This is a genomic window from Acidovorax sp. GW101-3H11 (assembly GCF_001633105.1).
In the GTDB taxonomy this organism is placed as follows: Bacteria; Pseudomonadota; Gammaproteobacteria; order Burkholderiales; family Burkholderiaceae_C; genus Acidovorax.
In genome coordinates this window covers 136,284-158,048 of record NZ_LUKZ01000027.1, presented here as the reverse complement: position 1 = coordinate 158,048, position 21,765 = coordinate 136,284, and the positions used below count along the sequence as shown (strand labels likewise).

Below are 21,765 nucleotides of genomic sequence, written 5' to 3'. Positions count from 1 at the left end.
TTGCTGCGCTATGTGGCCTTGTACAACCACCAGTTGCCGCAGTCAGCGCTCAAGAGCAGTACGCCGATGCAGGCCATGAAACAGTGGTATCAGACGCACCCGCATCTTTTTCACAAGCGACCCTATGATCGTCCGGGATGTGACACCTACGATAGTAATTTTCAATCCACGCCGATTGTCACATGCATTGCCGCATCAACAGCCGGCCAGCAACCCGCCAGGGGCCCCCAGGCGAAACAGCTGTGAACTGCCGTCAGAGAAGGGCCGAGGTTTGATCCTGGCCATGACAGCTTCATTTCAGCCGCATGGCGCTCCATACGGCCTGCGACAATCGCCAGATGACCTTCGCCCCCCTTGCCAACGACACCTTCCTGCGTGCCTGCCGCCGCCAGGCCACCGACTACACGCCCCTGTGGCTCATGCGCCAGGCGGGGCGCTATCTGCCTGAATACAAGGCCACGCGTGCCCAGGCGGGCAGCTTCATGGGCCTGGCCACCAATGTGGACTACGCGACCGAAGTGACCCTGCAGCCGCTGGAACGTTTTCCGCTCGACGCGGCCATTTTGTTCAGCGACATCCTCACGGTGCCCGACGCCATGGGCCTGGGCCTGTCGTTTGCCGAGGGCGAAGGCCCGCGTTTTGCAAAACAAGTGCGTGACGAAGCGGCCGTGGCCGAGCTGGCCGTGCCCGACATGGACAAGCTGCGTTACGTGTTCGACGCCGTCACCAGCATCCGCAAGGCGCTCCATGGGCGTGTTCCGTTGATCGGCTTCTCGGGCAGCCCCTGGACGCTGGCCTGCTACATGGTCGAAGGCAAGGGATCGGACGACTACCGCCTGGTCAAGAGCCTGATGTACGCCCGCCCCGACCTGATGCACCGCATCCTGGCCATCAACGCCGACAGCGTGGCGGCGTACCTGAACGCCCAGATCGACGCGGGCGCCCAGGCCGTGATGGTTTTTGACAGCTGGGGCGGGGTGCTGGCCGATGGCGCGTTCCAGGAGTTCAGCCTGGCCTACACCAAGCGCGTGCTGGCGCAGCTGAAGCGCACAGGCGTGGACGGCACGGACGTGCCGCGCATCGTCTTCACCAAGGGCGGCGGCATCTGGCTCGACGACATGAAGGACATCGATTGCGAAGTGCTGGGCCTGGACTGGACGGCCAACCTCGGCAAGGCCCGCGCCATCGTGGGCGGGCAGGTGGGTGGCCCCGGCAAGGCGCTGCAGGGCAATATCGACCCCAATGTGCTGTTTGCGCCGCCCGCGCAGATCGAGCAGCAGGTGCGCCATGTGCTCGACAGCTTTGGCACACCCCACACCGACCGCAGCACCACCGGCCCCACGCACATCTTCAACCTGGGCCATGGCATCAGCCAGTTCACCCCGCCCGAGCATGTGGCGGTGCTGGTGGAGGCCGTGCACAGCCACTCGCGGGCGCAGCGCCGGGGGTGACAACGCCCCGCCCGCAGCGTGGCCACGGGCTGTGCGCCGCCCTGCGGGTGCATCTTCTGCAACGGAAGAAAAAAGGCAGGGAGGCAATACCCGAGCGACCCGAAGGGCCTACTTATGCACAAAAATGGCGCAGCACCGGGGCCCCTGCGGCCCCCGTGCACACAAAGTGGGCAGGGCAGGAAGTATTCTCATCAACAGCGTAAGTGCTTGATTTCAAAGGATTTCTCCAGACTGCTTTTTTGACGGGCAGTCCAGCCAAAGCACGGCCTGTCAAGGACTTGCGTGGCAAACACAGGGGATATCAACAAAGTTATCCACAGGAATTCTGGATTTCTTGCAAAACCCCAGTCAAATCAAGCACTTGCAGCCCATATCGGAGAAAAGCCTGAGCTTGCGGGGCCATCACTAACACAAATTAAGGGTTTTCCCGGCCATTGACGCCCTGCTGGGTGCCCGACTTATGCACAAAAATCTTGATGCGGCGCAACATCGGCCCCATGCCAAGCCCTAGCACAGAAAATGCACCCAATTTTCTTCAGATGATTGATTCATAAGGATTTTTTGGTGCTGCCAGTTTTGTGGGCATTCTGTTCGGCGCCAGGTTTCATGCGGGTTGGCGGGGTGTGCGGGCAGGATGTCAACAAAGTTATCCACAGAAAGACGGGATTACTCACACCTCACCAAGAATCAAGCACTTAGCCGCCAAACCTCTACAGCATCTCCACAAGCCCCCGTAACTGCCATAGCCTGTGCCTATCCACACCGCCATCGTCCACGTTGCATTGCATACCCCGTCGCACAGCGGCGTGGGGGACCTGCTCAGCTACACCAGCGCGCAGCCCCTGCCGCCGGGCACGCTGGTGCGGGTGCCGCTGGGCAAGCGCGAGGTGCTGGGCGTGGTGTGGGATGCCGCCGAGGCCACGGGCGAGCTGCCCGAGGGTGCGGCCATGCGGCCAGTGGCGGGCGTGCTGGAGGGTGTGGAGCCGCTGGGCCTGCCGTGGCGCCGCCTGGTGGCCTTTGCTGCGCGCTACTACCAGCGCGCCCTGGGTGAGGTGGCGCTGGCCGCCCTGCCGCCCCAGCTGCGCGACCTGCAGCCCGACCAGCTGGCGCGGCGGCTCAAGCGCCCCGCCAAGGCGCTGGACGCGGACAGCAGCGAAAACGCTATACAAACCATAGCACCTACCACAGAACAGGAGCTCGCAAGGGCCCAAATTTCCTCTGAATCTGGCCCCTTCCTGCTGTTTGGCAGCACCGGCAGCGGCAAGACCGAGGTCTACCTGCGCTGCGTGCAGGAGGCGCTGGAGGCGCACCCCACCGCGCAGGCGCTGGTGATGGTGCCCGAGATCAATCTCACCCCCCAGCTCGAAGAGCGCTTCACCACCCGCTTTGCCCCGCGCTTTGGCAGCCAGGCCGTGGTGTCGCTGCACAGCGGCATGACCAACCCGCAGCGCCTCAAGAGCTGGCTGGCCGCGCACAGCGGCGCGGCGCGCATTGTGCTGGGCACGCGCATGGCGGTGTTTGCCAGCCTGCCGGGCCTGAGGATCATCGTGGTGGACGAGGAGCACGACCCGAGCTACAAGCAGCAGGAGGGCGCGCGGTATTCGGCGCGCGACCTGGCCATCTGGCGCGGGCGCGAGCAGGGCGCCAAGGTGCTGCTGGGCTCGGCCACGCCGTCGCTGGAGAGCTGGCACGCCAGCGACCCGGCCGTGGGGCGCTACGTGCGGCTGGCCATGCCCAGCCGGATCGGAGCAGGTGCCCTGGCCCGCGTGCGCCGTGTGGACATGAACCAGCAGCCGCGCCGCGCGATCTTCAGCGCGCCGCTGCTGGCCGCCATCACCGAGCGTGTGGCGCGCGGCGAGCAGAGCATGGTGCTGCTCAACCGCCGGGGCTATGCGCCCGTGCTGCACTGCGCGGACTGCGGCTGGAAGAGCGACTGCCCACACTGCAGCGCCCACCAGGTGTTCCACAAGACCGACCGCACCCTGCGCTGCCACCACTGCGGCTACACCGTGCGCGTGCCACGCGCCTGCCCCACCTGCGGCAGCCCCGACATCCACTCCATGGGCCGGGGCACCGAGCAGCTCGAAGAACAGCTTGGCGCGCTGCTCTCCGAAGTGCTGCGGCCCGACCGTACACCGGCCCGGATCGCCCGCATCGACGCCGACACCACCAAGGCCAAGGGCGCGCTGGAGGCGCAGCTGGCCCAGGTGCATGCGGGCGAGGTGGATGTGCTCGTGGGCACGCAGATGATTGCCAAGGGCCACGACTTCCGGCGCATCACGCTGGTGGCCGCCGTGCAGCCCGATGGGGCGCTGTTCAGCAGCGACTTCCGCGCGCCCGAGCGGCTGTTTGCGCTGCTGATGCAGGCCGCCGGGCGTGCCGGGCGCGACGCCGCCTACATGGCCGCCCAAGGTACGCAGCCCGAGATGTGGGTCCAGACTTTCCACCCCCAGCACGCCGTGTACGAGGCGCTGCGCAAACACGACTACGAGGCCTTCGCCGCCCAGCAGCTCAAAGAACGCGAAGAGGCCGCCATGCCCCCGTTTGCCTACCAGGCCCTGGTGCGGGCCGACGCGCGCACGCAGGATGTGGCCCAGGKTTTTCTCACCGCCGCTACGGCCGCCGCACACGCGGCGGGCCTGCCGGGGCTGGACGCGGTGACGCTGTTCCCCCCCGTGCCGCTAACCATCCAGCGCGTGGCCAATGTGGAGCGCGCCCAGATGCTGATGGAAAGCGGGAGCCGCGCCGCCCTGCAGCGTTTTCTGGCCGCCTGGCAGCCCGTGCTGCAAACCACCCGCAGTGCGCCCGAGCACAAGGGGCTGGTGCGCTGGCTGGTGGATGTGGACCCGCTGGTGATTTGAGGCTTTTTGGGGCCCTGTCGCGCATTGCACAAGCGCAATCAGCTATCAAATCAAGAGCAACCAGCTCCCTGGAGTGAAGGGCTTGCAGAGCCTCGGATACCCACTTTTAAAACCAAAAATAATATTAATTTGAATTTAAATNAAAAATAATATTAATTTGAATTTAAATATAAATTCAAATATACTTTGGGCTGTTGCAGTCACAGCCCCTCCCTCGGGCAGTCACCGCAACGTCTGCCCCGGGATGCATTCCGCCCCTTGCAGACGCTCCCTTGGCGACCTTCGTCGCCCCGTGGGTCTGTAGAGCTGCAGCCCACCGCGTTCCTTGCTGCTCACGCAGGCCACCGTTGCGGCCCGCGATCCTGATTGATCCAGATTTCACAGCCTGCCATTTCCATGGGCGCCTACGTCGTTTCGCCCACGACACACCCCACCGACTGCGGCCGCTTTCGCGCCTCCTTCTCGGTCCATCGCTCCCAGGGCAACGGCAGCTACTGCCGCGTGTTCCGTTTTGACAAAGCCTTCGCCTCGCGCGAAGCCGCACGGCTTTTTGCCGTCACGCAGGGCTGGCTGCAAACCAGCATGCAGCACCCGCCCCAATGCTGATGGCCTGCGGCCCCACGCACTTGCCATCCACCATGCCCCCGCTGCGGATGTCCCATCCGCAGCGCAGAACCCCAACGGTGCGCGAATCGTTGCGCGCCATTTTTAGAAAGGCTCTTCCATGAGCAGCAAAATCTATGTGGGCAACCTGCCCTATTCCGTGACCGATGCCAGCCTGCACAGCAACTTTGCCGAGTTCGGCGGCGTGTCGTCTGCCAAGGTCATGATGGACCGCGACACGGGTCGCTCCAAAGGCTTCGGCTTTGTGGAGATGGCCAATGCCGAGGTGGCCCAGGCCGCCATCAAGGCGCTGCACGGCATGTCCGTGGACGGCCGCACGATTGTGGTGAACCTGGCCCGCCCGCGCGAAGAGCGCAGTGATGCGGGCGGCTACACCGCCAGCAAGCGCGCCGATGTGGGCTACGGCACGGGCGGCTACGGCGGCGGCCGCTACTGAACCCGGTAGCCCCAACAAAAAAACCGGCTCGCCTGAGCCGGTTTTTTTTCGCCTTGGCGCAAGATATCAGGCTTTTTTTGGCCTCTGCGCGCATGGGGTGGGCGCGAGCAGCTACAAAATCAGCAGCAATCAGGTCAGCAGTGCCACCGCTGCCGAAAAGCTCAGAAATGCGAGCGCGGTGCTCACAAGAATGATGCGCGCCACGCGCCCGTTGTTGGCGCCGAACTTCTCGGCCAGCAGCGAGACATTGCTGGCGCTGGGCAGCGCGGCCAGCAGCACCAGCACCGTGAGCGCAAACGGCGTGAGCGGCACGCCCATCGCCATCGCGGCCGTACCCACGCCCCACACCAGCAGCGGGTGCACCAGGAGCTTGGCCAGCGCCACGGGCACGTAGTCGCGCGCGGGCACCTGCTCATGCTGGTTCATCTTCGAACGGGCCAGCACCGCGCCAATGGTGAACAGCGCCACGGGCGATGCCGCGTCGGCCAGCATGGCGATGGTCTTGTCCACCGGGCCAGGCAGCTTGAACTGCAGGGCCGAGGCCAGCGCACCCAGTGCAATCGACCAGGGCATGGGATTGGTCGCCATGCCCTTGAAGGCATTCTTCAGCGCCACCCCCACGCCGTGGGTGCCCGCGCCGTCCAGCCGCGACAGCGCAATGCACAGCGAGCTGGTGATGACCATGTCCACCACGATGGTCACGATGGCCGGGCCCGCGCTCTGCGCACCCAGGAGCGCCACCAAGAGCGGCACGCCCATGAAGCCGGTGTTGGGGAAGGCGGCCACCAGTGCGCCAAAGGCCGCGTCGTTCCAGCCGATGTGCGCCTTGCGCGTGAGCGCCACCGTGGCCCCCACCATCACCAGCGCACACAGCACATACACACCCGCCACGGCCGGGTCGAGCAACTGGGCAATGGGGGTACTGGCGCCAAAGCGGTACAGCATGCAGGGCAGCGCAAAGTACAGCACGAAGGCGTTGAGCCCCGGGATGGCCGGTTGCGGCAGCACGCCGCGCCGTGCGGCCAGGTAGCCGCAGAGCACGAGCGCGAAGAAGGGGAAGGTGATGAGGAGGACGGAGAGCACGAAAGCTATTGTCGGGCGGCCTGCGCCGTGCCGGGCCGCACCGTCAGCGCAGAGTCAGACGGGGGTCATCGCACACAACGCATGCAGCAGAAGTAAAACGCACCTCGGCGTCTCCACGGATTTGCATTCAATCGGATAACTAGGCGGGGAGCCGCAGACAGTGCTGTAGCACGGCTAGGCTCCTCCACACCCAAGAAGGACGTTGGCCGATTGAAGGCAACTCCGCGTTATTGCTTGCGCTGGATGATCAGGTTGCGCTTGGCATCCTCGGGGTAGGCAAAGGTGATGGCGCCGTTCTTGACCATGCCCATGACCAGCATGTTGCGCGTGATCGCGTCCTTGTCCTGCGTGCTGAAGGGCTTGTCGTAGGTGGTGACCACGCCGTAGTAGGTCTTCATCTTGCCCTCCAGCGATTCCTTGATGGCCTTGCCGTTCAGGTTGCCGTCGCGGATGCCGAGGAAGGAATACATCAGCAGGTAGGTCGTGTCGTAGGCGTTGGCCGCCGCCATGGGCACGGCCACCTTGCCCTGGAACTTGCGGGTGTAGCCCGACAGGAAGGCCGCCCGGCGCTCGTTGCTGGGCTCGGCGATGAAGGTCTGCACCATGAGCGCGCCCTCGGCCGCGTCCTTGGCGCCTTCGAGGAAAAACGGGAAGGACAGCGGCCACGGCCCCACCTGCGGCACCTTCCAGTTGAGCGCCTTCTTGCCGTTGGCGATGGTGGCGTTTTCCGGCCCCACGGTGTAGCTGTAGACCACGTTGGCACCCGCGTTGCGCGCAGCCGTCAGCTCGGCCGTGAGGTCCTTCACGCCCAGGTCAAAGCGCGCCACGTGCACGGGCTTGAGGTTCTTGGCGGCCAGCGCGGCCACCACGTCGTTGTAGCCGCCTTCGCCATAGCCGGTCTTGTCGGCAAAGATGGCCACCTTGTCCCAGCCGCGTTTGACGATGTCGTCCACCAGGAAAGGCGCCTGGATCGCGTCGCGCGCCTGCACGCGGAAGATGTAGCTGTCGGGCGCGGGGTACTTGGCCGTCACGGCCGTGCCCGTGGCGCAGGGCACGATGAGTGGGCTTTTGGCGTCCTGGAACAGGTCGATGGCCTTGAGCGCCACGCCGGTGTTGCAAAAGCCGATGGTGGCGACAACCTTCTCGGCCAGCAGCTCCTGCGAGACCTTGCGGCCCTGGTCGGGGTTGGCCGTGTCGTCCTTGACGACCAGCTCCAGCGGCCGGCCCAGGTAGCCGCCCACGGCGTTGATCTCGTCCACCGCCAGCTTGATGCCGTTGAGCATGGGCACGCCAAAGTCGGCCGAGGGCCCGGTGAACGGCCCCACCACGCCGATGCGCACGGGCGTGGTGCTGCCGATCTGGGCGTGTGCCGGGGCCAGGGCCCCACCGGCCAGCAGGGCGGTGGCCACCACCGCCGCAATCGCCACCGGCCACCAGTTGCGGGCCGGGGGCCGGGGACGGCCGGGGCCCGATGGCGCAGACGGAATGGCGGCGGAAAAAGCGAAAGAGATCATGGGCGTGCGACCGGGGGCGTGGAGTGGGGAAAACACCGCCCCGGGAGCGGGCGGGGGCCGCAGCCAGTATCAAATTGCAAAAACAAAGCCCCTAGCGGGGTTTCCCGGAGCGGCGGACCCACGGGCCTTGCTGCGGGTCCGTCCGTCAGCGCTTTGTCAGCGCCGTGTCAGCCCGGGGCAGAGCCCCCAGGCCGCTGGCCGGCACGGGCACGCCGGTATCATTGCGCGCTTCGCCGCCGGGCCCGCCCCTGTGGCCGCCGCCCCGGCCCGCCACCCGACTCCCCACTTCCCTTTTTCTGCGTCCCGCGCCCCCTGCCCCCATGTCTGCCGGTCTCAATCTCGCCCAGCTCCAGGCTGTCCACTACACCGACGGGGCCTGCCTGGTGCTGGCGGGCGCGGGTTCGGGCAAGACGCGGGTGATCACCATGAAGATCGCCCACATGATCGAAAAAGGCATGGACCCCAAGCGCATTGCGGCCATCACCTTCACGAACAAGGCGGCGTCTGAAATGCGCGAGCGCGCCGGGCACCTGATCGGCAAGCGGGCCAAGGACGTGCTCATCTGCACCTTCCACGCGCTGGGCGTGCGCATGGTGCGCGAGGACGGCAACGTGCTGGGCTTGAAGCCCCAATTCAGCATCCTGGATGCCGACGACGTGACGGGCATTCTCAAGGAAGCCTCGGGTGGCACCACCGACATGGCCACCGCACGCCAGTGGCAGTGGGTGATCAGCAAGTGGAAGAACATGGGCCTGACCTCGGCCGAGGCGCTGGCGCAGGCGGCGGACGACAACGAACGCATCATCGCCACGCTGATGGCGCGCTACGAGGAGCGCCTGGCGGCCTACCAGAGCGTGGACTTTGACGACCTGATCGGCATGCCGCTGCGCCTGCTGCGCGACTTCCCGGAAGTGCGCGCCAAGTGGCAGGCGGCGCTCTCGCATGTGCTGGTGGACGAGTACCAGGACACCAACGCCACGCAGTACGAGCTGCTCAAGCTGCTGGTGGGTGAAAAGGGGCACTTCACCGCCGTGGGCGACGATGACCAGAGCATCTACGGCTGGCGCGGCGCGACGCTGGACAACCTCAAGAAGCTGCCCATCGACTACCCGCACCTCAAGGTCATCAAGCTGGAGCAGAACTACCGCTCCACCAGCGCCATCCTGCGCGCGGCCAACAACGTGATCGGGCCCAACCCCAAGCTCTTCCCCAAGACGCTGTTCAGCGAACTGGGCGAGGGCGAGCCGGTGCGCGTGATCGACGCCGACAACGAAGAGCACGAGGCTGAGCGCGCCGTGGCCCGCATCCAGAGCCTGCGCGCGGCCAGCAACCCGCCGCCGGACTGGAAGAACTTCGCCATCCTGTACCGCGCCAACCACCAGGCCAAGCCGTTCGAAAAAGCGCTGCGCAAGGCCAACATCCCCTACAAGGTGTCGGGCGGCACCAGCTTTTTCGACCGCGCCGAAATCAAGGACCTGTGCGCCTGGTTCCGCCTGTGGATCAACAACGACGACGACCCGGCGTTTCTGCGCTGCATCACCAGCCCCAAACGTGGCATCGGCCACACCACGCTGGCAGCGCTGGGCGCGTTTGCCACGCAGCACAAGCAGAGCATGTTCGGCGCACTGTTCAACGGCATGCTGCCCGCCGCCATCCCCAAGCGCGCGATGGACGGCCTGCACGAGTTTGGCCGCTACATCAACTACCTGGAATACAGCGCACGCCGCGTGCATGGCGCCGAAGATTCGCGCACCTTTTTGAACGACTGGCTCAAAGAGATCGGCTACGAGCAGCACCTCTATGACAACGAGGACAGCGAGAAGGTGGCCGCCGCGCGCTGGAGTAACGTGATGGAGTTCTGCGACTGGATGGCCCAGCGCGCGGGCGGGCAGATCGACGACACGGCCGGTGCCGTGGTGGCCAAGGAGACCAAAAGCCTGCTGGAGGTGTCGCAGACCATTGCGCTGCTCTCCACCATCAGCGAGCGCGAGAAGGAGCAGGACATGGTTGTGCTCTCGACCCTGCACGCGAGCAAGGGGCTGGAGTGGCCCCATGTGGTGCTGGTGGGCGTGACCGAGGGCATGCTGCCCTTCAAGCTCGACGACGACGAAGGCCGCCAGCAGAAGGTGAGCGACGACACACTGCAGCGCCTGCAGGAAGAGCGCCGCCTGATGTATGTGGGCATCACCCGCGCCCAGCGCACCCTGGGCGTGAGCTGGACCAAGAAGCGCAAGAAGGGCCGCGAGATGGTGGCGGCGCAGCCCAGCCGCTTCATTGCCGAGATGGGCCTGGACAAGACCACCGCCCGCGAAGACCCGCGCGAAAAACTCAAGGCCCTGCGCGCCGAGTTTGCCGCCAAGAAGGCAATGGCCGCTGGCGCGCCCCCTGCCGCCTGAGAAGGTATGAACGAACCCGCCATGCCACGCACTGACCCGAACGCCCGCATGCCCCGCACACGCCCCGCCCTCCTGCCGCAGCTTGCCCTGTCAATAGCTATTATTTTGGTAGCAATCAGCGCTTATCCAGCGCGCGCAGACGGCCAAAAAGACTCAAAAACCAGCACCGCCTGCCCGGCCGCCGCCGACATGGGGCACCAGCACCTGCAAGGCCGCTGGCTGGCCGAGCTGCGGGCCCCGGCCGCAGACGGCCGCACCCCGCCACCACCCACCACCGCCGTGCTGCAGCTCGGCCCCCACCCCGAACTGGCACAGAGTGTGCGGGGCACCACGCAGCGCGGCAGCACCACGGCCCAGGTCAGCGGCGACGTGGACGATGGCGACCTGACTCTGGAAGAATCGATCAACGGCACGAACATCAGCGCCACCTGGACAGGCCGGGTGGTGGATGGAAGTTGCGGCAAGGAAATACGCGGAACATGGAACAACGCCCACCCCACGCCCCCGGCTCCCGCAGCCATTCCGTTTGTGATGCGCCGGCAGGCGGGGTGGCAGTGATGTCCGCCCGCCCCCTCACTCACACCCCCACCGCCTTCGGCCGCCCGCACCACACGGCAGCGCTGGTGCTCTCGGCCTTGGCCACCCTGGCCCCTGCGGGCGCCGTGTGGGCGCAGGCTGCGCCCGCCACCACACCTGCCCCGGGCGCCGAGAGCGCCTGGCGCCGCTGCACCGCGCTGCCGGGCGACAACCAGGCGCGCCTGGCCTGTTTTGACCAGTGGGCCGCCGAGCAGACCTGGAAAGCGCCCGGTGCCTCGGCAGCTGACGCCGCCAGCACTACCACCGCCGTGCCCACTCCCGTGGACACCACGCTGCCCGCCACCCGCATCATCGAAGTGGCGCGCACCGAGGGCTGCCGCGACCCGCAGTACAGCGACCTCTCGCGCTTCTGGGAGCTGGAGTCGGGCAGCGACTGCGGCACCTTCAGCTTTAGGGGCTACCGCCCGATCACGGTGTCGGTGGTGGCGGGCAGCAATGTGAACCGCCAGCCCACGTCGGATGCGCCCGACCACTCGGCCCTCACCTCCACGCCCTACCGCCGCACCGAGAACCGCATCCAGCTGTCGGTGCGCACCAAGATTGCCCAGGGCCTGCTCACGCAGGGGCATCCCACGCTCAAGGATTCGGTGTGGTTTGGCTATTCGCAGCAGTCGTACTGGCAGCTGTTCACGCCCCAGATCTCGCGCCCCTTCCGTACCACCGACCACGAGCCCGAGGTGATGTATGTCTACCCCACCACGGCGCAGCTGCCGCTGGGCTGGAAGTGGCGCTACAGCGGCGTTGGACTGGTGCACCAGTCCAATGGCCAGAGCAACCCGCTGTCGCGCAGCTGGAACCGCGTCTACCTGATGACCGGTATGGAGCTGGACAACCGCTGGAGCGTGAACGCCAAGGTCTGGAAGCGTTTGTCTGAAAGCGCCGACAGCGACGACAACCCCGGCATCAGCGACTACGTCGGCCGGGGCGAGCTGGCGGTGTTCTGGAACGCCAACAAGGACAACACCCTGGGCGCCACCGTGCGCCACACCCTGGCGCGCAGCGACCGGGGCTCGGTGCGGCTGGAATGGATGCAGACCCTGGGCAGCGGCCTGTGGGGCAGCAAGAGCAACCTGCGCCTGCACACCGCGCTGTTCAGCGGCTATGGCGACAGCATGATCGACTACAACCGCAAGCGCACGGTGTTCAGTGTGGGGTTGAGTCTGGTGGACTTCTAGAGGTCATCCCCCTGAGGCGCTGCGCGCCTTCACCCCTTCTCTCGAATGGCTGCGCCATTCGGGAAGGGGGACGCCACCAGCGCGGCGGGGCGGCCCTTGCGCGGTGGCACTGGCTTGGGCCGCGCCCGTTGCACAGGCCTCTGACAAAGCACAGGCCAACCGCCCAACAAGGCCGGGCGAGGTCACTCACAACTCGTTACGACGTCATCCTCAAGTTTCTCGAAATGGCGCCGACGCGCCGCCACAATGGCACGCGCACCGACACCGGCAGGGCGCCGCCGCCACACACCCGATAAGCGCGGCTTTTTGGCCGCAATACCGGCCATTGCCTTGTGCGTGCACCCTCGAAAATGCGCCCAGAGAGGAACACACCCATGGACATGCAATACCAGCTCAAGGCAGGCAGCTACTACCTGTATGACATGCGCGAGGCGCCCAGCGCCGTCACGGGTGAACGCCGCTTCAAGCTCAAGACCGACACCGTGGCCATTGCGTTCGACAAGCACACGGGCGAGGTGCACCAGCATGGCAGCCCCACGCGCATCCAGTCGTGGGCCAACAACACGCGCCGCCGCCTGCGCGCGGCCGGGGCGCAGGACGTGGCCAACGACATCGTGGTGGTGTCGGGCCCGCTGCCCGTGGACGAACTCAACAAATGCCTGTGGGTGCGCGGCTATGTGCGCCGCATGTTCTCGCGCCTGGCCACCCTGCCCCATGGCAAGCTGCAGCGCCCGGCGGCCGAGCCGTTTCGCAAGGCGGCCTGAGCCCCCCGCCTTCTTTATCCGTTCTCCCTCAGGGCCGCACACAGCGGCCCTGGTCGTTTTGGGGGTCCGAAACGCTTCAGGGCATCAGCGCCTCAGGCCTCGGCGTCCTCGGCCACGTCGCTGTCCACGGCCTCCATCACCTCGGCATGTTTGACGATGGTCACGGGCACCGGGCTGGCGTGGGCCACCTCTTGCGATACCGAACCCAGCAGCGCGCTGGTGATCGCGCCCTGGCCCTTGGCGCCGATGACCACCATGTCGCAGCCCGAGCGCTCGATCATGTCCACCAGCGTGTGCGCCACGTCACCCACGCCCACATCGGTTTCGTAGGGCACACCCGCCGCCTCCAGCAGCGCACGCGCCGGGGCCATCAGGTGTTCGCCCGCCTCCAGGCTGGCGGCGGCGATCAGGTCGGGGTCGCGCGTGGTGACCAGCTCGTAGAGCGTGGCGGGCTCCTGCACGTTGGCCAGCACCATGGTGGCCTGCAGGCCCTGGCGCACCAGGGTCAGCGCGTGGTGCACGCCGTCCAGGGAGAGTTCAGAGCCATCCACTGCGATGAGGATCTTGAGCATGGTGTTCTCCTTGAGTGAGTCAGTGCAGACCAGTGTAGCGACGGCCTGCACAAACGCCAGCCCATACCCTTGAAGCAGACCAGGCAAGCCCGTCTGGGACAATGCGCCCCATCATGCTGCAGTTCGAACTCCTCAAAACCGACCCCTCCAGCCACGCACGCCGTGGCCAGCTCACGCTCAACCACGGCGTGGTGCAAACCCCCATCTTCATGCCCGTGGGCACCTATGGCACCGTCAAGGGCGTGATGCCGCGCAGCCTGCACGACATGGGCGCGCAGATCATCCTGGGCAACACCTTCCACCTGTGGATGCGCCCGGGCCTCGATGTGATGCAGAGCTTTGGCGGCCTGCACGGCTTTGAAAAGTGGGACAAGCCCATCCTCACCGATTCGGGCGGCTTCCAGGTCTGGAGCCTGGGCGCCATGCGCAAGATCACCGAAGAAGGCGTGACCTTTGCCAGCCCCGTCAACGGCGACAAGCTCTTCATGTCGCCCGAGGTGAGCATGCAGATCCAGACCACGCTCAACTCCGACATCGTGATGCAGCTCGACGAGTGCACACCTTACGAAACCAAGGGCCACAAGACCACCGAGGCCGAGGCGCGCAAGAGCATGGAGATGAGCCTGCGCTGGGCCAAGCGCTCGCGCGATGAGTTCCAGCGGCTGGAGAACCCCAACGCGCTCTTCGGCATCGTGCAGGGCGGCATGTTCAAGAACCTGCGCCAGGAGTCGCTGGAGCGCCTGGTCGAGATGGACTTCCCCGGCTACGCCGTGGGTGGTGTGAGCGTGGGCGAGCCCAAGGACGAGATGCTGGACATCATGGCCCACACGCCGCACCGCCTGCCCGCCCACAAGCCGCGCTACCTGATGGGCGTGGGCACGCCCGAGGACCTGGTGCAGGGCGTGGCCGACGGCGTGGACATGTTCGACTGCGTGATGCCCACCCGCAACGCGCGCAACGGCACCATGTTCACGCGTTTTGGCGACCTGAAGATCCGCAACGCACGCCACAAGGCCGACCACAAGCCCATGGACACCAGCTGCACCTGCTACGCCTGCGCGGGCAGCTCGGGCGTGGCCTGGGACGACGGCGGGCGCGAAGGATTCTCACGTGCCTACCTGCACCACCTGGACCGCTGCGGCGAGATGCTGGGCCCCATGCTCACCACCGTGCACAACCTGCACTACTACCTGAACCTGATGCGCGAGGTGCGCGAGTCGCTGGAGGCGGGCACCTTTGCCGCGTTCCGCGCGCAGTTCAAGGCCGACCGGGCGCGTGGTGTGTAAGGGTGCGGCCTGGGATGCAATAGCTATTCATTTGATAGCTTAAAAGGCAATCCCAACAGGCGCAGAAGGCCAAAATCATTCAAAAAATACTGCACTCCCTGCTGCGCTGGCCCGGTCGCATGGCGGCGGGCCTGGCCAGCGGTGTGCTGGCGCTCTTCATTCTGTTCGAGGAATGGGGCTGGGTGCCGCTGCAGCAGCTGCTGGCGCGCATCGGCCGCTGGCCCGGTCTGCGCTGGATCGAGGGCTGGGTGCGCGGCCTTCCGCCCTGGGCGGCCGTGTGCCTGTTTGCGCTGCCCACCTTGCTGCTGCTGCCCGTCAAGCTGCTCGCGCTCTGGGCCATGGGGCATGGACATGTGGTGCTGGGCATGCTGGTGATTGCTCTGGCCAAGGTGGTTGGCACGGCGGTGGTGGCGCGGCTGTTCACCCTCACGCAGCCCGCGCTGATGCAGCTGCGCTGGTTCGCCTGGGCCTATGCGCAGGGGATGCGCGCCAAGCACGCGGTGCTGGCCCGCGCCCGCGCCACCTGGGCCTGGCGCGTGGCGCGCGTGGTCCAGCGCCAATGGCGGCAGCGCTGGCGCCGACGCTGAGCGGACCAGCCCCGCCGCGACGGAGCGGTCTGCTACATATTTTGATAGCAATAAAACCAATACCACAGCGCGCAAACTGCCCAAAAGGCGCCACAAATACGCAGTAAAACCACGGGCCAAGGCCCTCGGGCTGTTGGCAATTGTCAACAAATGTTTCAACATACCGAGACACCCTGCGGCCCGCCCACCGGCTGCGGAGACAATCCACCACCGCTCAGCGCCCGCCCCTCCCCAGCCACCATGCTCCGCACCCTTGTTCCCTCCCGGCCCCTGGCGCCCGCGCTGGCCTGGCTGGCCCTGGGGATGCTGATTTTTGGCGCCTGCCTGGTGGGCATCTTTGCGCGGCCCATCGGGTTTCTGTCGGCGTTCTGGCCCGCCAATGCGCTGCTGCTGGGCCTGCTGGTGCGCTACCCCCATCTGGCCCGGCCACCGGCCTGGTTGGCCGCCGCCGCGGGCTATGTGGCGGCCGACCTGCTCACGGGCAGCGCCTGGGGCATGGCGCTGTGGCTCAACGCCGCCAACCTGCTGGGCGCCACGGCGGGCTGGCTGGTGCTGCGCAGGCTGGACGAACGCATCCGGCGCCTGCAGCGCACGGCGTCTGCCCTGTACCTGCTGCTGGCAGCGCTGGTGGCCAGCACCGTGGGTGCGCTGGCGGGCTGCGGCGCCGCGCCGGTGTACTTCAATGCGCCCTGGACCGACCTGCTCTCGCTGTGGTTCAGCACCGAGCTGATGAACTACATGCTCATCGTGCCCGTGGTGCTGGCCGCGCCGCATGCCGACGACCCACCCCAGGCCACGCAGGGCGGCCTGCAGGGCATGTCGCTGCTCTGGCGCGTGGCGCCCATCAGCTCGCTGCTGCTGGCCGAAGGCATCCGCACCGTGATCGGCGGGCCGGGCATGCTGGCCTTTGTGGTGCCGGGGCTGCTGTGGTGCGCGCTCAGCTACAGCGCCTTCACCGCCAGCCTGCTGTCGCTGGTGGTGTGCCTGTGGACCATGGCGGGCGTGGCCACGGGCGTGCTCAACTTCACGCCGGCCCATGCGGGCGATGTGTTCTCGCTGCGCGTGGGCGTCACCCTGCTGGCACTGGGGCCGCTGGCCGTGGCCTGTGCCAGTGCCGCGCGCGCCGAGGCCCTGCGCCGCCTCGACTACGCCGTGCGCCACGACGACCTGACGGGCGTGCTCGCGCGCCGTGCGCTGCTCAAGCAGGGCGCGCGCCTGCTGGCCAGCCACCAGCACGAGTCCGCCGGGGCGGCGGTGCTGATGCTGGACGTGGACCATTTCAAACAGGTGAACGACCAGCACGGGCATGGCGCGGGCGACCAGTTGCTCATCGGCATTGCCCAGGCCATGGCGCGCGAGCTGCGCCCGCAAGACCTGCTGGGCCGCCTGGGCGGCGAGGAGTTTGCGGCGGTGCTGCCCGAGGTGTCGCCCGCCGAAGCCCACGCCATGGCCGAGCGCCTGCGCAGCGCCGTGGAGCAGCAGCCTTTTGCTACAGCCCCCGGAGGCCAGGGGCCCACCCAGCGCGCCACGGTGAGCATTGGCCTGGTGCACAGCGCCAGCATGGGCGGCAACGCCGACATGGACACGCTGCTGCTGGCCGCCGACGCCGCGCTCTACCGCGCCAAGGCCGAGGGGCGCAACCGGGTGGCGCTGGCCTGAACCACCGCCCCAAGGATGTCCTGCATAACCCTCGCGGGGCGGTGGTAGTGCGGATCGGGATGGGGCGCAAGGCGTCTTTTCTTGCCAATAGCCCAGCTATTGGCAAGAAAAGCAACGCAGTGAACCGCCCGAGGCCGCGCTATCACCGACCGCAGGGAGTTATGCAGGACATCCCTACAGGTACTGCGCCCAAAGCATGTTGCGCATGCGCCCTTGCGGGTCCCACACCGCCTTGGTGGCGCGAAACCGGTCGGCCTGCGGGTAGGCCGCCGCAAACTGCGCCTGCGTGGCATGGCGCTGGTACGGCAGGTAGTAGGTGCCGCCGTGCTGCAGGGCCAGGTCGATCAGCGCACGCGTCCACAGGCCCACGCCCTCCTGCGCCTCGGCGCTGGTGCCCTGCTTGAAATACAGCACCCACGAAAACACCTCCTCACGCGCCCAGGCCATCACGGCATCCGGGTCGGGCGGCGCGTGGCGCACCGAGATGTTGAGCACCTGCGCCCCATGCTGCTGCAGGATGCGGGCCAGGCCCCGCGTGAAGGCCGCGAAGCGGGCCACGGGCACAAAATATTCCTGCAGCACATAGGTGGACTGCGCGCGGCTGGCGGGCTCCAGCGAGGCGGCGTCCAGGCTGGCCTCGCGGTTGCGCCACACCACCGGCTGGCCGCGCAGCAGCGCCGGGCGCACCACCTTGTGCTGCAGCTGGTGGCCCCCCGGCAGCTCGGTCAGGGCCCAGATCACGGTCTTGTCCAGGTCGTAGCGCTGGCCGCGTGGCACCAGGCGTTCGGGCACCGTCACGGGCCTGTCGGTGGTGGCCCAGGTCACGGCGGTGGCGCGGTCAAAGTGCGGGGGCAGCAGGTCGGCGTTGTGCATCACAGCCCGGGCGTTGGCGTGCACCTTGGCGGCAAAGAAGCCAGGGTAGTCGTCCAGCGCCACCTGGGCCACGCTGCGCTCGATGGCGGTGTTGGGGTCCAGGTCCAGCTCCACCTCGGTGATCACGCCCAGCCCACCGTAGCCGCCCAGGGCCGCGCGGAACAGGTCGGGGTGCTGCTGGCGGCTGGCCTCGCGCACCTCGCCGCTGGCCAGCACGATCTGCAGCGCCCGCACCGATGCGCCGATGGGGCCGTGCCCCACATAGCGGCCGTGCACGTTGACCGACACCGACCCGCCCACGGTGAAGTTCGAATAGCTCTGCATGGTCCGCACCGCCAGGTCGTGCGGGTCCAGGTGGTCCTGCAGGTCGCGCCAGCGCATGCCCGCCTGCACGCGCACGGTGCGGGCGGGGGCATCCAGCCACACCAGGGCGTTCATGCGGCGCATGTCGATGTGCAGGCCGCCCTCCACACCCACCTGCCCGCCCATGCTGTAGCGCCCGCCCCCCACAGCCACGGCACCGGGCCAGTGCTGCACGGCATGCACCACGTCTTGCACGCGGGTGGGCACCACCACCCGCGCCACCCGCACGGGGTACAGGCGGGTCACGTTCTCGATGAGTGTGCCGGGGGCGCTGTGGGCGGGCCTGGGCACGGCACCCAGCAGGCCTGCGGCGGCCAGGGCGCCCAGCAGCTCACGGCGGCGCAGCCCGTGGGGCGCGGTGCCCACCACCGCCTCAGTCTTCACGCGCCAGCTTGACGCCAGCGACCGTGCCGCAGGCGTGGCAAAACCGTGCGAAGGCGCTCTTGCGGGTGCTGCAATGGCCGCAGTGGTCGAACAGGCCGATGCCGCAGTGCGGGCAGAAGTCGATTTTTTCGTTCTTCAAATCCACGGGCCGCTCGCAGCCCGGGCACACGTTCTTGGCCAGGCGGGCCAGGGCCACGTCGTAGCTCAGCTCCTTGCGGCGCTCCTGGTCCGGCAAGGCCTCGGCCAGCTTCTGGCGCTCCAGGTAGCGGTTGAGCGCCTGGATGGCATAGCGCCCCACCACGGCCGTCACCGCAATGCCCACCACGTAGCGCACGTAGCCGCCGTAGCTGGGCAGGTAGGGCACCAGTTCCACAAAGAAGGCAAACAGCGCGAAGAAGATGAAGCCCCACACAAACGGCCAGTAGGTGCTTTTGCGCTGCTTGGCGAACAGCCAGCCCGCAATGGCCAACAGCGGCAGCGTGAGCGCCAGGCGGTAGAGGAACACGCGCAGCTCGACCTTGCGGCGCTCGGCGTTGAGCTTGACGTAGCCGTCGGACTCCATGCGGCTCAGCTGCTCCTGCCGGGCGGCCGCCGCCTGGCGGGCATCGAGCGCGGCCTGCTGCTGGGCCTCCACCGCCTGCTGGGTCTTGCGTTCGGCGAGCTTGAGCACGTCCAGCGCCTGGGTACGCGCGATCACCTCGGGGTCCTGGTCGGCGCGCTGGGTGGCGCTGCGGGTGGCCAGCCAGTTGTTGAAGCTGTCCCTCTCGGCCTGCACCTCGCTGCGCACCTTGCTGCGCTGCAGCTGGGCCTGCTCCAGCGCGGTCTGCGCGTCCTGCTCGGCCTGGCGCGCGGCCTTGGCCTCGGCGCGCAGCTTGTCGGCAGCAGGCTTGTCGAGGAAGTCGTCCACCCGCAGCGGGGTTTCGACCTTGGGCAGGTCGCCCACGATGGTGCCGCCCAGGCCGATGAGGAAGCTGGCAAACACCAGCGCCACCAGCCACAGGCCCCGGCGGAACCATTTTTCGGACAAACGCAGTGATTTGCTCATGGTGACTGCCTTCCTCAATTCCTACTGAAACTACTGATTTGATAGCTACAACCGCTTACCAGAAGCGCGCAGAGGCCGATTTTTTCTCAGTTTTTCAGCACCAGCACCACCGCAGGCGCTGCCAGCTGGGTGCGCTGCAGCCAGGCCAGCACCGAGTCCACCGTGACGGTCTCGATGCGGTCCGAGAAGCGCTTCTCGCCCGGATGGTCGTCAAACGCAATGTTGGCCGAGCCGACCCGCCCGCCCATGCGCGTGAGCGGCCCGAGCTTGAGCGCCGTGGGTTCGTAGCCCTTGAACTGCAGCCAGGCCTGCGCCTGGTCGCGCGCACGCACGGTGCCGGGCTCCATGGCCATCGCCAGGGTCTCCAGCGCCCACTGGTTGGACTGCTGGTATTTGCGCCCCCAGGCGTAGCTGACCATGCTGTAGGGCAGGTGCTGCAGGGCCTTGGTGCGGCCCTTGTCCTGCAGCACGGCCAGCAGGCGCTGCTGCACCTCGGGCGTGGGCACGGCGTACACGGCTTCGTAGCGCCACAGGTCGTCCAGAAAGAATTCGCCCAGGCCCTGGCGGTACAGGTGGCCCACGGCCGTGCCACATTCGTTGAGCTTGTGCGCCACACGCCAGGGGCCTTCGGCCGTCTTGTAGGCCCAGCCCATGTGCGAGTAGCGCAGGCCGTATTTGGAGAGGTCCTGCCCCGCACGGGCCAGCGCCACCACCTGCGCGCCCGACCTGGCGTGCTCGGCATCCAGCGCGGCCGAGGTCTGCTCGGCCAGCTTCATGCCGCGCTCGATCACCTGCGGGGGCACGGGCTTGCGGGATTCGCAGGAGCGGCCCGCCTGGGCCGGGGTGACGGCCAGCAGCGCGGCACCGGCAAGGAACACCACGCCCACCACGGTGGGGATGCGCTGGGCGGGGTCGCGACCAAGGTTCAGGGCTTTCACCATCGTGCCGCTCCTCAAAGACGCTCGTTGTGCAGCAGCGCACGGCCGATGGCATTGGGCACAAAGGCAATCGCCTCGCCCGCTGCCGACAGGATCACGCCCGTGCCGATCACGCTGCAGGTCACCACCGTGCCCACCGCATAGGCCGAGCCCGCCACGCCACGGCCGACCACTTCCACGCTCACCTGGGCGCCGTCCGAGGCGCGCTCCAGCAGGTACACCGTGCCCAACGCCGAGGCTTCGACCGCCCGCACAGTGAGCACCGCGCCGCCCACCGACAACGCGGCGGGCACCGCCACTACCGCACCGGCGGCGGCCGATGCGACAGACGCCGTGCCCACCACCGAGGCCACCGGCAACATCGACAGCGCGGCAGAAGCCTCGCTTTGCGCCCGGGCCGGGGCAGCGGCCACCAGCGCAGCACACACCACACCGGCCACCAGCAGGGCGCGGGACAGTCGGGTGGGGCCCCACGAAGAAAACACCGTATTCATCATCATTCACTCCTCACAATGCGACCCCACCACGCACCCAGGGGTGCGGGAGAAACCGGGTCGAAAACCAGAAAGAAAATTTGCCGGTACAGGCGGCGGTGCGCCGCCTGCATACATCCGATGCGATCAGTTCGCGCTGTTGCCGTTGGCTGCTGCCTGGGCAGCCTCACGGCGGCCCTGCAGGCGGGCTTCCATCAGGTCCGCCTCGTGGCGGTCGCGCAGCATCTTGGCCAGCGTGAAGGCGGTGGTGATCAGGTAGAGCCAGCTCACGCCCAGAAACGCCTTGTAGGTTACGTTGATGTCCATGCTCAGCAGACCCCAGCCCGTGAGGCCCATGGCCACCGCAAAGCCGCCCCACACCACCAGCTTCCACATGGGGGTGTCGCCACTGCCCCGGCGCGAGGCACCTGCGTTGTCCCGCACAAACTTGGCCAGCACAAACGCGGCCGAGAGGCAGAACACATACCCCATCACCATGAACGCCTGCTCCAGCTGCTCGCCGGGCAACCAGGCCAGGCCCACTGCACACAGAAAAACCGCGATGCCAAACGAGACCCACACCTGCAGCTGCCAGGCCTTGGTGTCACGCTGAACAACGATGGGAGAAGAAGACATTGCTGTGGTGCCCCGGGGGGCGTTGGTTGAACACGGCCCAGATGATGC

19 protein-coding genes and 1 pseudogene are annotated in these 21,765 nt (G+C 67.1%); 12 read left to right on the top strand and 8 right to left on the bottom strand.

The features are described from left to right. The 5 genes and pseudogenes from A1D30_RS25310 to A1D30_RS19790 form a co-directional block, all read left to right on the top strand. Positions 1-147 (top strand): annotated as a pseudogene (locus tag A1D30_RS25310) (IS481 family transposase); the annotation flags it as partial. A gap of 191 nt (positions 148-338) precedes the next feature. After that, the gene (gene hemE, locus A1D30_RS19805; protein WP_063462461.1) at positions 339-1,451 is read left to right on the top strand and encodes a uroporphyrinogen decarboxylase; all 1,113 of its coding nucleotides are present in this window, start codon (positions 339-341) and stop codon (positions 1,449-1,451) included. A gap of 749 nt (positions 1,452-2,200) precedes the next feature. Next, positions 2,201-4,312: a primosomal protein N' gene (gene priA / locus A1D30_RS19800; RefSeq protein ID WP_063462431.1), complete on the top strand. Its 2,112-nt coding sequence runs from the start codon at positions 2,201-2,203 to the stop codon at positions 4,310-4,312. Positions 4,313-4,708: 396 nt separating this feature from the next. Next, on the top strand, positions 4,709-4,918 hold the full coding sequence (locus tag A1D30_RS19795) for a hypothetical protein (protein WP_063462430.1): 210 nt from the start codon (positions 4,709-4,711) through the stop codon (positions 4,916-4,918). 118 nt (positions 4,919-5,036) lie between these two features. Then, positions 5,037-5,372 (top strand): RNA-binding protein, encoded by a 336-nt coding sequence (locus A1D30_RS19790; protein WP_063462429.1) that lies wholly within the window; start codon positions 5,037-5,039, stop codon positions 5,370-5,372. 129 nt (positions 5,373-5,501) lie between these two features. Here A1D30_RS19790 and A1D30_RS19785 read toward each other — a convergent pair whose 3' ends face one another. Next, positions 5,502-6,455 carry an AEC family transporter gene (locus A1D30_RS19785; protein ID WP_063462428.1) on the bottom strand — a complete coding sequence of 318 codons (954 nt, stop codon included), beginning with the start codon at positions 6,453-6,455 and terminating at the stop codon, positions 5,502-5,504. A 227-nt stretch (positions 6,456-6,682) separates the two neighbouring features. Beyond that, on the bottom strand, positions 6,683-7,969 hold the full coding sequence (locus A1D30_RS19780) for an ABC transporter substrate-binding protein (RefSeq protein ID WP_242421954.1): 1,287 nt from the start codon (positions 7,967-7,969) through the stop codon (positions 6,683-6,685). Positions 7,970-8,289: 320 nt separating this feature from the next. Here A1D30_RS19780 and A1D30_RS19775 point away from each other — a divergent pair, with 320 nt between their 5' ends. The 4 genes from A1D30_RS19775 (at position 8,290) to A1D30_RS19760 (ending at position 12,901) form a co-directional block, all read left to right on the top strand. Further along, a complete protein-coding gene (locus A1D30_RS19775; RefSeq protein WP_063462427.1) occupies positions 8,290-10,365 on the top strand; it encodes a UvrD-helicase domain-containing protein in 2,076 nt (691 codons plus the stop codon). 6 nt (positions 10,366-10,371) lie between these two features. Further along, complete coding sequence (locus A1D30_RS19770; RefSeq protein WP_242421953.1) at positions 10,372-10,923, top strand: hypothetical protein; 552 nt, start codon at positions 10,372-10,374, stop codon at positions 10,921-10,923. Further along, entirely contained in the window at positions 10,923-12,137 is a 1,215-nt protein-coding gene (locus tag A1D30_RS19765; protein WP_063462426.1) for a phospholipase A, read from the top strand. Before A1D30_RS19770 ends, A1D30_RS19765 begins: the two co-directional genes overlap by 1 nt. A 374-nt stretch (positions 12,138-12,511) precedes the next feature. Continuing rightward, positions 12,512-12,901 carry a hypothetical protein gene (locus A1D30_RS19760; RefSeq protein WP_008903515.1) on the top strand — a complete coding sequence of 130 codons (390 nt, stop codon included), beginning with the start codon at positions 12,512-12,514 and terminating at the stop codon, positions 12,899-12,901. 92 nt (positions 12,902-12,993) lie between these two features. On the opposite strand, the gene A1D30_RS19755 is transcribed toward A1D30_RS19760, so the two are convergent. Beyond that, a complete protein-coding gene (locus A1D30_RS19755) occupies positions 12,994-13,473 on the bottom strand; it encodes a universal stress protein (RefSeq protein WP_063462458.1) in 480 nt (159 codons plus the stop codon). A gap of 113 nt (positions 13,474-13,586) precedes the next feature. Between A1D30_RS19755 and tgt the strand changes: the two genes are divergently transcribed. The 3 genes from tgt (at position 13,587) to A1D30_RS19740 (ending at position 17,005) form a co-directional block, all read left to right on the top strand. Continuing rightward, positions 13,587-14,759 (top strand): tRNA guanosine(34) transglycosylase Tgt, encoded by a 1,173-nt coding sequence (gene tgt / locus A1D30_RS19750; protein ID WP_063462457.1) that lies wholly within the window; start codon positions 13,587-13,589, stop codon positions 14,757-14,759. A 119-nt stretch (positions 14,760-14,878) separates the two neighbouring features. After that, positions 14,879-15,346 carry a hypothetical protein gene (locus tag A1D30_RS19745; RefSeq protein WP_242421952.1) on the top strand — a complete coding sequence of 156 codons (468 nt, stop codon included), beginning with the start codon at positions 14,879-14,881 and terminating at the stop codon, positions 15,344-15,346. A 240-nt stretch (positions 15,347-15,586) separates the two neighbouring features. Next, positions 15,587-17,005: a GGDEF domain-containing protein gene (locus A1D30_RS19740; RefSeq protein ID WP_063462425.1), complete on the top strand. Its 1,419-nt coding sequence runs from the start codon at positions 15,587-15,589 to the stop codon at positions 17,003-17,005. Positions 17,006-17,179: 174 nt separating this feature from the next. Here A1D30_RS19740 and A1D30_RS19735 read toward each other — a convergent pair whose 3' ends face one another. The 5 genes from A1D30_RS19735 to A1D30_RS19715 form a co-directional block, all read right to left on the bottom strand. Further along, complete coding sequence (locus tag A1D30_RS19735; RefSeq protein WP_242421951.1) at positions 17,180-18,625, bottom strand: FAD-binding oxidoreductase; 1,446 nt, start codon at positions 18,623-18,625, stop codon at positions 17,180-17,182. Further along, positions 18,615-19,670 (bottom strand): zinc ribbon domain-containing protein, encoded by a 1,056-nt coding sequence (locus tag A1D30_RS19730; RefSeq protein ID WP_063462424.1) that lies wholly within the window; start codon positions 19,668-19,670, stop codon positions 18,615-18,617. The genes A1D30_RS19735 and A1D30_RS19730 overlap by 11 nt, the downstream gene beginning before the upstream one ends. 86 nt (positions 19,671-19,756) lie before the next feature. Continuing rightward, entirely contained in the window at positions 19,757-20,611 is an 855-nt protein-coding gene (locus A1D30_RS19725) for a DUF2145 domain-containing protein (protein WP_063462423.1), read from the bottom strand. A gap of 11 nt (positions 20,612-20,622) precedes the next feature. After that, the gene (locus tag A1D30_RS19720) at positions 20,623-21,108 is read right to left on the bottom strand and encodes a hypothetical protein (RefSeq protein WP_063462422.1); all 486 of its coding nucleotides are present in this window, start codon (positions 21,106-21,108) and stop codon (positions 20,623-20,625) included. A gap of 120 nt (positions 21,109-21,228) precedes the next feature. Continuing rightward, entirely contained in the window at positions 21,229-21,717 is a 489-nt protein-coding gene (locus A1D30_RS19715) for a YiaA/YiaB family inner membrane protein (RefSeq protein ID WP_063462421.1), read from the bottom strand. Positions 21,718-21,765: the final 48 nt, after the last annotated feature.